We start from the raw sequence: 10,716 nt of genomic DNA, 5'->3' as shown, positions 1-10,716 counted from the left end.
ATGGATCCGCAGCAGCGGTTGTTGCTGGAGGCCTCCTGGGAGGCGATTGAGCGGGCGGGGATCAGTCCGGTGGGGTTGCGGGGGAGCCGGACGGGTGTGTTCGCGGGTGTGATGTATCACGACTACGGGTTGGGGACGCCGGCGAATACCAGTGGTGGGAGTTTGGTGTCGGGGCGGGTGTCGTACACGTTGGGGCTTGAGGGTCCGGCGGTGACGGTGGATACGGCGTGTTCGTCGTCGTTGGTGGCGTTGCATTGGGCGGCGCAGGCGTTGCGGTCGGGTGAGTGTGATCTGGCGTTGGCCGGTGGTGTGACGGTGATGTCGACGCCGGGGATGTTCATTGAGTTCTCGCGGCAGCGTGGGCTGGCGGTGGATGGGCGGTGTAAGGCGTTCTCGGCTGGTGCTGATGGCACGGGTTGGGGTGAGGGCGTTGGTGTGCTGTTGGTGGAGCGGTTGTCGGACGCTGAGCGTAACGGCCACCGGGTCCTGGCCGTGGTGCGGGGTAGTGCGGTCAATCAGGATGGTGCGAGTAACGGGATCACGGCTCCGAACGGTCCTTCGCAGCAGCGGGTGATCCGTCAGGCGCTGGCGAACGCGGGTCTGTCGCCGGCCGAGGTGGACGCGGTCGAGGCGCACGGCACCGGCACGAAGCTCGGTGACCCGATCGAGGCGCAGGCCATCCTCGCGACGTACGGGCAGGACCGGGAGCAGCCGCTCTGGCTCGGCTCCCTGAAGTCCAACATCGGCCACACCCAGGCCGCAGCCGGTGTGGGCGGTGTGATCAAGATGGTCATGGCGCTGCGCAACGGCATGCTTCCCCAGACCCTGCACGCTGACGAGCCGTCGCCGCACGTGGACTGGTCGGCGGGTGCGGTGCAGTTGCTGACCGAGGCGCGGCCGTGGCAGGAGAACGGGCATGCCCGGCGGGCGGCGGTGTCGTCGTTCGGGATCAGCGGCACCAATGCGCACGTGATCATCGAGCAGGGCCCGGTCGCGGAGCCGGAGCCGGAACGCGCCGGCGAGCAGCCGGTCGTGCCCCTGCTGGTGTCGGCGAAGAACCCGGAGGCGCTTGAGGCCCAGGCCGGGCGGCTCGCGTCGTGGATCACGGCACGACCCGAGCTGGACCCGGCCGATGCGGCGTGGTCGCTGGCGACGGGCCGGGCGGTGCTGGAGCAGCGCGCGGTGGTCGTGGGTGCTGATCGGGACGAGTTGGTGGCGGGTCTTCGGGAGCTGGCTCCCGTCGCGATCATGCCTGTTGGGAAGCTGGCGTTGTTGTTCGCCGGTCAGGGGAGTCAGCGGGTCGGCATGGGAGCTTCCCTCGTCGAGAGGTTCCCGGTGTTCGCCGAGGCGTTGGATGAGATCTGTGCCCGGTTCGAGCCGTTGTTGCCGCATCCGTTGCGTGAGGTGATGTTCAGTGATCCCGAGGGGGTGCTGAATGAGACGGGGATGACCCAGCCGGCGTTGTTCGCTTTCGAGGTCGCGCTGTATCGGTTGCTGGAGTCGTTGGGTGTGCGGGCCGATGTGCTGGTCGGGCATTCGATCGGGGAGATCGCGGCTGCTCATGTGGCTGGGGTGTTCTCGCTGGAGGACGCCTGCACGCTGGTGGCGGCTCGTGCCCGGTTGATGCAGGCGCTTCCTTCTGGTGGGGCGATGCTGGCGGTGGCCGCTGCGGAGGCCGACGTCCTGCCGCTCCTGCAAGGCCGTGAGGATCGGGTGGGGATCGCGGCGGTGAACGGTCCGGCTGCGGTGGTGGTGTCGGGTGATGAGGCGGCGGTCGCGGAGATCGAGGCTCAGGCCCAGGTGCGTACTCGGCGGTTGCGGGTGTCGCATGCTTTCCATTCGCCGTTGATGGAGCCGATGCTGGCCGAGTTCGCGCAGGCGATTGACGGGATCGCCTTCCACGAGCCGAGTCTGGCGATCGTTTCGAATGTGACCGGTCGTCTGGCTGAGGCGGGTCAGCTGACCGACCCTGCCTATTGGGTTGAGCATGTGCGTGGGGCGGTGCGGTTCGCGGATGGGGTGAGGGCTGCTGAGGCGACGCACTTGTTGGAGGTCGGCCCGGATGGGGTGCTGACCGGGCTGGCGCAGCAGAGTGTTGAGGATGCGGTGTTCGTCCCGGCCGTGCGCAAGGATCGCGACGAGACCCGGGCGCTGATCGAGGCGCTGGGTGGGCTGCACGTCCAGGGCATCGCCGTGGACTGGACGAAGGTGCTGACCCCCGGCCGGCTCGTCGATCTGCCCACGTATGCCTTCCAGCACGAGCGGTTCTGGGTGCCGGCCAGTCTGGAGTCGCAGGACGTCGGTGCGGCCGGGCTGGGCGCCATCGAGCACCCGTTGTGGAGCGCGGTGACCGAGGTGGCCGGCGGCGAGTCGGTGGTCTTCTCGGGCCGGTTGTCGCCGGCCGGGCAGCCGTGGCTGGTCGATCACCAGGTCGACGGCCGGGTGGTGGTGCCGGGAGCAGCGCTGGTGGAGCTGGCGCTGCGGGCCGGTCAGGAAGTGGACTGCCCGCGGCTGGCGGAGCTGACCATGCAGGCGCCGCTGCTGGTGCCGGACGGGCAGGGCGTGGACATCCAGCTCGTGGCGGGGCCCTGCGACGATGCCGGTAGCCGCCAGGTGAGCCTGTACTCGCGTGCGGGTCAGGACGAGTGGACGTTGCACGCACAGGGCGTCCTGTCCGAAGAAGGCGAGAGGCCGACGGCCGGTATGGAGCAGTGGCCGCCGGCTGGTGCCCGGCCGGTCGATGTCGAGCACCTGTACGACGACATGGCGGCGATGGGCCTTGAGTATGGGCCCTTGTTCCAGGGGTTGGTCGCGGCCTGGCAGCATGAGGACGCGGTGTTCGCCGAGATCGCTCTGCCCGAGCAGGGGCATGGGGAGGCGGGCCGGTTCGGGTTGCATCCGGCGTTGCTGGACGCGTCCCTGCATGCCGCCGCGCTGGGCGACCTGGTTCCGAGGGCGGAGGGCAGGCCGTATCTGCCGTTCGCCTGGAGCGGCGTGGAGTTGCACGCGGCCGGGGCGACGGGTCTGCGGGTCAAGGTCACCCGAGGCTCCTCCGACACCAGCATCGTGTTGAGCATCGCCGACGACAGCGGCGCTCCGGTGGCCGAGATCGGCGCACTGACCCTGCGTGCCCTGTCCACCGACCTCACCGCAGGCAACCCGACCTCCCTGCACCAGCTCGACTGGACCGAGACCCCGTCCGCCTCCGAGCAGGACGCTCCCCGGTGGCTCGTGCTCGGGACCGACGACCTGGGTACGGGGGCGGAGGTCCACCCGGACCTGGCTTCTCTCGACCCGGCGGACGTCCCGGTTCTGACCCGCTGCGCGGGCGGGGACCTGCACGCCACGACCCACGCGGCCCTCGCCCTGGTGCAGGACTGGCTGGCCGACGAACGCCTGGCGTCGTCGCGGCTGGTCATCGTCACCCACCAGGCCGTCGCGGCGGCCGAGGGCGACGTTCCCGACCCGGCGCAGGCGGCGGTGTGGGGCCTCGTACGGGCCGTGCAGTCGGAGCAGCCCGGCCGCCTCGTGCTGCTGGACGCCGACACCGAGGATCTGGACGCCGAGCCGGCCGGCCGGGCGCTGGCGAGCGGCGAGTCCCAGATCGCCGTGCGGGCCGGCAGGCTCCTGACGCCGAAGCTGGGCCGCGCGACGGACCTGGAGCAGCACGAGCCGGTGTTCGGGCCCGACGGCACCGTCCTGGTCACCGGCGGAACGGGCGGCCTGGGCGCGCTGGTCGCCCGCCACCTGGTCACCGAGCACGGCGTCAGGAACCTGCTCCTGCTCAGCAGGCGCGGCCAGGACGCACCCGGCGCCCCCGAGCTGGTGGCGGAGCTGTCCGAGCTGGGCGCCGAAGCCACCGTGGCGGCCTGCGACGTGGCCGACCGCGATGCCCTCGCCACCCTGCTGGAGAGCGTGGACGAGCTGGCGGGCGTAGTGCACACGGCCGGCGTCCTGGACGACGGCGTCATCGCCTCCCTCACCCCCGAACGCCTGGACACCGTACTCAAGCCCAAGGCCGACGCAGCCCGCCATCTGCACGAGCTCACCCGGCACCGTGACCTGCGGGCGTTCGTGGTGTTCTCCTCGCTGGCCGGAGTGCTCGGCAGCGCGGGCCAGGCCAACTACGCCGCGGCCAACGCCTACCTGGACGCCCTGGCCCACCAGCGCCACGCGGACGGCCTGCCGGCCACCTCGCTGGCCTGGGGGCTCTGGACGACCAGCGGCATGGCGGGCGAGCTGTCCGCGGCCGACCTGCGCCGCATGGAGCGCGCAGGGGTCAGGCCGCTGTTCCCCGAGGAGGGGCTGGCGCTCTTCGACCTCGGCGTGCGCTCCGGCAGGCCCGTGCTGGTCCCGGCGAAGTTCACCAAGGCCAGGAACCGCGGCAAACCCCGCCGTACGCGGCAGGGCCAGGGGCTCGCGGAACGGCTCGCCACGATGGAACCGGCCAAGATCGAGGCCACCCTGTCCGAGGTCGTCAGGGGCCAGGTGGCCGCGGTGCTCGGGTTCGCCGACGAGTCGGCGATCGAGCCGCAGCGCCAGTTCCAGGAGCTCGGCTTCGACTCGCTGACCGCGGTGGAGCTGCGCAACCAGCTCAACACGGCCACCGGGCTGCACCTGCCCGCCACGCTGATCTTCGACTATCCGACTCCCCACGACCTGACGCGGTTCGTCCTGGAGCAGCTCTTCCCGGCGGTCGCGGCGGGCACGGCCGAGCCTGCCGACGCCCGCAGCGACGCCGAGGTGCGCCAGCTCCTGACGAGCATCCCGATCGAACGACTGCGTGCGGCCGGGCTGCTGGACAGCCTCGTGCGTCTGGCCGGCCCGGAGGACGAGGAGACAGACGGCAGGACCGAGGAGATCGACAGCATGGACGCCGACCTCCTGATTCAACTCGCCCTTGAAGGCGGGAGTTCCTAGTCAAAGGAAATGATCATGAATCTGGTTACCACTTGGACGACGCTCAAAGAATCCGACTCGGACAACCTCGTCCTCTGCGTCGACTTCACGGAGACCGGCCGGGCGGAGGCGGGCTTTCCCGACCTGCTGGCGAAGATGGACTACGACGGGACGTTCTGGCACGTCTCTCCGCCCGCCGTGGCGCCCGGAGCGGGCATCGACGGCACCGCCTATGTGCGTTCGTGGTTCGAGCCGCTCAAGGCGAGCGGCCGGAAGGTCCACGCGGTCATGGGTTACTGCATCGGCGCCGTCTACGCGGCCGAGCTCGTGAAGCTGCTGGAGGAGGAGCAGGGCGAGGCGCCCCGGCTGATCCTCTTCGACCCCGAGCCGACCAGCCTGGAGAACATCTACTTCCAGTTCGGCAAGGTCTTCGGCATTCTCTCCTCGATCCTCAACGAGGAGGACGTCGCCGAGACCCGCGAGGCCATGGACCGTCCCCTCCAGCAGGAGGGCGTCACGGTCGAGGGTTACGCCACCCAGCTGTACGCGAAGTTCCGCGACGTCGGGCACCGCGCGTTCGAAAGAGCCGGGCTCGACCCGGAGTACTCGGAAGAGATGTGGGGCACGTTCAGCGCCTTCCTGTCCTTCCTCACCTACGCCGACCACCTGGATCCCTGGGAGGGGTGGCAGCGCGCCACCGCGGTGAGCTCGTCCAACCCCCGGAACGGCCTGAACGGGCTGCGCCAGGCCGGCCGCGACGCCGTCGTGGCCGAGGAACTCAGGTTCGACAAGGGCCATGACGTGTTGCTCACCGACGACGAGATCGCCAGGGCCGTCACCAAGCTGCTGGAGAGATGATCATGGAGCAGATGCTGGGCCAGCGCCCCACCCGCAAGGAGCAGGCGCTGTGGCTGCTGGAAGAGCTCGTCCCCGGTGCGGGGGTGAACAACCTGGCCGTGGCGTTCCGCGTGACCGGCCGGGCGCGGCGCGACCTCCTGCTGGAAGCGGTCAACCACGTGCTGCACCGCCACGAGATCCTGCGCACGGTGTTCAGGGTCGAGCCGGAGGGCATGGTGCGCGAGGTCGTGCCCGCCGAGCAGGCCGTGCTGCGGTTCGAGGAGGCCCCCTGGGACGCCACGCGCGAATGGCTGACGGAGTTCGTCGCGCGGCCGTTCGAGCCGGGCGGCGAGCTGCTGGTGCGCGCCGCGGTGCTGGAGGAGGACGGGGGCGAGGTCTACTGCCTGGCCGTCCACCACGCGATCTTCGACGGGCTGTCGACGCCGCTGCTGACGAACGAGCTCGTGACCGTCTACGACGCGCTCGTGGCGGGCGAGTCGCCGGCGCGCGACGTCGTACCGGCCTGGGAGGAGCCGGACGCCGACCCGCGCAGCGGCGCGTTCTGGCGCGACAAGCTCGACGGCTTCCACGCCGGCGACCTCGACCTGTGGTGCGAGCAGGCCGAGACCTCCCAGACGACCCTCGTGGGCGACGTGCTCAACTGGGAGCTGTCGCCCGCCGCCCGCGACGCGGCCCGGCGCATGCAGCGCGAGCTGCGGGCCCCCGAGTCGGTCATCCTGCTGGCCGCGTACGGCGTGCTGCTGGCCGCCCACGGCGCAGGACCCGACCTCACCATCGGCTCGCCCGTCAGCGTGCGCACCCCGGAGGCCGCCACCCGGATCGGCTACCACATCAACGTGCTCACCCTGCGCACGCGCATCCACTGGGCGAACACGTTCCGCACCCACGCGCGCAACACCCGGCGCACCTTCATGGAGGCCATGTCGCACGCCGGCTACCCGGTGGACGACCTGCTGGAGATCGTGCCGCGCGACGGCTGGCGCAACAACCTGTTCCGGCACACGTTCAACTACGTGCCCGCCGACCTGACGGCCGGGTTCACGCTGGGCGGCCTGCCCGCCGAGCAGGTGGTGGTCGAGAACGGCTTCAGCAAGTTCGACCTGGAGTTCTTCGTCACCTCCACCCCGGACAGCATCAAGATCCGGACCGCGTTCTGCGTGGACGTGCTCGACCGGGCCGACGTGGAGCTGCTGCTGTCCCGCTACGACGAGCTGCTCGTCACGCTCGCCGAGCAGCCCGACCAGCCGCTCGCGGACATCCCCGTGTGGTGCTACCAGGACCGCGCGGCCATCGAGATGGCCAACGCCACCGAGCACACCGTGACGCCCGCGACCGTGCTGGAGAAGATCGCCCGCAAGGTGTCCGCCGCGCCGCCGGAGGACGTCGTGGCCGTGGTCGACGGCGACAGGGAGGTCGGCCTGCGCCGGTTGTGGGCCGCCGCCGAGGCCACCCGCGACGCGCTCCAGGCCGCCGGGGTGGGCAGGGGCGACGTCGTCGCGCTGCTCGCGCGGCGCTCTCCCGAGCTGGCCGCGGCGGCGCTCGGCGTGTGGCTGGCCGGGGCCGCGTACCTTCCGCTCGAACCCGACCACCCGCAGCAGCGCCTCGACTACCAGCTGGACGACGCCGGCGCGGCCGTGGTCCTCGCGGGCGACGGCATCACCGTCTCCGGCGAGCGTACGGTTCTGCCCCTCGTCTCCGCCGACGCGGTCACCCCGGTGTCCGGGACGGTGTCACCGTTCAGCTCCGTCAGGCCGGAGGACTGCGCGTACCTCATCTACACCAGCGGCTCGACCGGGCTCCCCAAGGGCACCCTGATCGACCACTACAGCCTCGCCAACCTGATCTCGCACTTCGCGCACCAGCTGTCGGCGGGGCCGCGCGACACCGTGCTCTGGCTGACCACGTTCAGCTTCGACATCTCCGCGCTGGAGCTGTTCCTGCCCCTGACGGCGGACGCCCGGCTGGCCATCGCGCCGGACGACGCCCGCACCCAGGGCGAGCCGCTCGCCGAAGCCCTGCGGCGCTACCACGTCACCATCGCCCAGGCCACGCCCACCACCTGGCGGCTGGTCGTGGACCAGGTGGCCGGCGAGCTGGAGGGCTGCCGCGTGCTCTGCGGCGGCGAGCCCATGCCCGCCGTCCTCGCCAAGCGGCTGGCCGCCACCGGCTGCGAGCTCTACAACGTGTACGGCCCCACGGAGACCACGATCTGGTCCACCGCCGGACGCATCGACCCGGCCGCGGACCGCGTCGACGTGGGCGTGCCCATCGCCAACACCAAAGTGTACGTGGCCGCCCCCGACGGCCGCCCGCTGCCCGTCGGCACCCGCGGCGAGCTGTGCATCGCCGGCGACGGCGTGGCCATCGGCTACCACAACCGGCCGGAGCTGACCGCGGAACGGTTCGGCGAACACCCCGTGTACGGCCGCTTCTACCGCACGGGCGACCTGGCCCAGTGGACCTCCGGCGGCAAGCTGGAGATCCTCGGCCGGCTCGACCGCCAGATCAAGCTGCGCGGCAACCGCATCGAGCTGGCCGAGGTCGAGGGCGTGCTGCTGGCGCACCCGGACGTGCGGGCGGCCGCCGTCGTGGTGGTCGGCGACCCCAGCGCCGACGCCGTGCTGTGGGCGTTCGTGGTGGCGCCCGACCGGCCCGAGGTCACCGGCGAGCTGTGGGAGCACGCCAGCGCGTCGCTCCCGTACGCGGCCACCCCGCAGGAGTACGTCGCCGTGGACGCCTTCCCGATGACCGGCAACGACAAGGTCGACTACCCGGCCCTGCGCAAGCTGGCGATGGAGCTGCGCAGCACCGCCGAGACCACCGCGGAGGAGGCCGACCTCCCGGCCGGCACCGGGGACGCGCTGGTCGACTCCCTCGTGGCGCTCTGGAAGGCCATGCTGAACCGTACCGATCTCGGCCCCGACAGCCACTTCTTCGCGCTCGGCGGGCACTCGCTGCTGGCGGTCAAGCTGCTGCAGGAGATCAAGAAGGCGACCCAGATCCGGCTCAAGCTGAAGGACATCTTCGAGGAGCCCACCCCGGCCGGTCTCGCCCGCAGGCTGCAGGCCGCCGACCCGAATTCCTGACCAGGCGCGGCCGGGCACCCCCGCCCGGCCGCCGGCACGACGTAAGCGGCACTAGTGGATAGGCGGGTTGTCTCGTGTTGGAGAAAGTCGAGGAAGTACGGGCTGTTCCGTCCGCGCGGCCGGGTCGTTCCCCCGGCGCGCCACCGACCCTGGAATCGATGCGCGCCGACATCGCGGCCCAGCTCGACCTCGACCCCTCCGAGGTCACGGACGGCGCCGACCTGATCAGCCTCGGCCTCGACTCGCTCCGCGCGATGCGGCTGGCCGGGCGGTGGCGGCGGGCGGGAGCAAGGATCGTCTTCGCCGAGCTGGCGACGGAGTTCACCCTCGCGGCCTGGTGGTCGCTGGTGCGCTCCCGGCTGGCCGAGGCCGCTCCCCGGCAGGAGCCCGAGCAGGCCGTGGACGAGACGGCGCCGTTCCCGCTCACCCCCGTCCAGCTCGCCTACTGGATCGGCCGCGGCGACGGTCAGGTCATCGGGGGCGTCGGCTGCCACGCCTACCTGGAGTTCGACGGCTCAGGCGTCGACCCCGAGCGGCTGGAACAGGCCGTACGCGCTCTCGTCGCCCGCCACGGGATGCTCAGAGCCGTCTTCCACGACGACGGCACCCAGCAGATCATGGACACCAGCCCGTGGCCGGGCCTGACCGTGCACGACCTGTCGGAGCTCGGCGACGACGCCGCGGAGCACATCAGGGAACTGCTGTCGCACCGCCGCTTCGACGCCTCCCGCGGCGAGGTGTTCGACGTGCGGCTGTCGCTGCTGCCGGACGGCCGGTCGAGGGTGCACTTCGAGGTGGACTTCCTCGTCGCCGACGTGCTCGGCCTGCAGATCCTGCTGAAGGACCTGGCCCGGCTCTACCTGGAGCCCGGCACGCCCATGCCGGCCCTGGCCTGCTCGTTCCCCCGCTACCTCGCCGCCAGGGGCGAGGAGCGGGCGGCCCGGCGTGCCCGCGACCAGGAGTACTGGCGCGGCCGGCTGGACGAACTGCCCGGCGCGCCGCAACTCCCGCTCGCGACCGAGCCGGCCACGATCACCAGGCCCAGGTTCGTCCGCCGCGAGAGGTGGCTGTCGACCGGCGCGTGGCAGCGCATCCAGGAGCAGGCCCGCGTGCACGGGCTCACCCCCGCCATGGTGCTCGCCGCCGCCTACTGCGAGGTGCTGGCCGCGTGGAGCGGCGAACCCCGCTTCCTGCTCAACCTGCCGCTGTTCGACCGGGACGACACCGTGCACCCCGACGTCGCCCACCTGGTCGCCGACTTCACGAACCTGATCCTGGTCGCCGCCGACCTGTCGGAGCCGCAGCCGTTCGCCGAGCGCGCCAGGACCCTTCAGTCCCGCTTCCGCGCCGACGCCCGGCACACCGGATATTCCGGCGTCGAGGTGCTCAGGGACCTGGCCCGCAACGGGGAACACACCGGCGCGCCCGTCGTGTTCGCCTGCAACCTGGGGACCGAACTGATCGTGCCCGAGGTGCGCGAGGCGTTCGGCGAGCCCGGCTGGATGATCACGCAGACCCCGCAGGTCTGGCTCGACCACCAGATCAACGAGTACGACCACGGCCTGCACCTGGCGTGGGACGCGGTGGAGGAGTTGTTCGCGCCTGGGGTGTTGGATGCGATGTTCGGGGCGTATGGGGGGTTGCTGGAGTGGTTGGCGGAGGGTGATTGGTCGGCTGAGGTGCCTGGTCTCCTGCCTGCCGCTCAGGAGATGGTGCGGGAGCAGGTGAATGCTACGGCTGGTCCGGTGCCGGATGGGGTGTTGCACGGCGGGTTCTTCGCTCGCGCGGAGCGCGAGCCTGGCCGGGTGGCGCTGCTTTACGACGGTGGTTCTGTGTCGTATGGGGAGTTGGCGGATCGGGCGTTGGGGGTGGC

General features: G+C 71.2%; 4 protein-coding genes. All 4 read left to right on the top strand.

What is annotated here, in order from left to right; genetic code table 11:
* Nucleotides 1-4,920, top strand: a 4,920-nt coding sequence (locus tag E1295_RS44770) for a type I polyketide synthase (RefSeq protein WP_132640939.1), incomplete at its 5' end; no start/stop codon positions are given.
* A gap of 15 nt (nt 4,921-4,935) precedes the next feature.
* Nucleotides 4,936-5,757, top strand: a complete 822-nt coding sequence (locus E1295_RS44765) for a hypothetical protein (protein ID WP_132640937.1) — start codon at nt 4,936-4,938, stop codon at nt 5,755-5,757.
* 2 nt (nt 5,758-5,759) lie between these two features.
* Nucleotides 5,760-8,843, top strand: coding sequence for a non-ribosomal peptide synthetase (locus E1295_RS44760; protein ID WP_166427728.1), 3,084 nt, complete (start codon nt 5,760-5,762; stop codon nt 8,841-8,843).
* A gap of 158 nt (nt 8,844-9,001) precedes the next feature.
* The coding region (locus E1295_RS44755; RefSeq protein ID WP_246081156.1) for a condensation domain-containing protein at nt 9,002-10,716 on the top strand (1,715 nt) is incomplete at its 3' end.

This window comes from Nonomuraea mesophila (assembly GCF_004352805.1).
Taxonomy (GTDB): Bacteria; Actinomycetota; Actinomycetes; order Streptosporangiales; family Streptosporangiaceae; genus Nonomuraea; species Nonomuraea longispora.
Note: the sequence above shows the minus strand (reverse complement) of the source record. Positions and strands in the feature narration are given on the sequence as shown.

Coding starts and splice junctions, on each gene's coding strand:
- E1295_RS44765 (WP_132640937.1), top strand. CDS start 4,936: ATGAATCTGGTTACCACTTGGACGACGCTCAAAGAATCCGACTCGGAC.
- E1295_RS44760 (WP_166427728.1), top strand. CDS start 5,760: ATGGAGCAGATGCTGGGCCAGCGCCCCACCCGCAAGGAGCAGGCGCTG.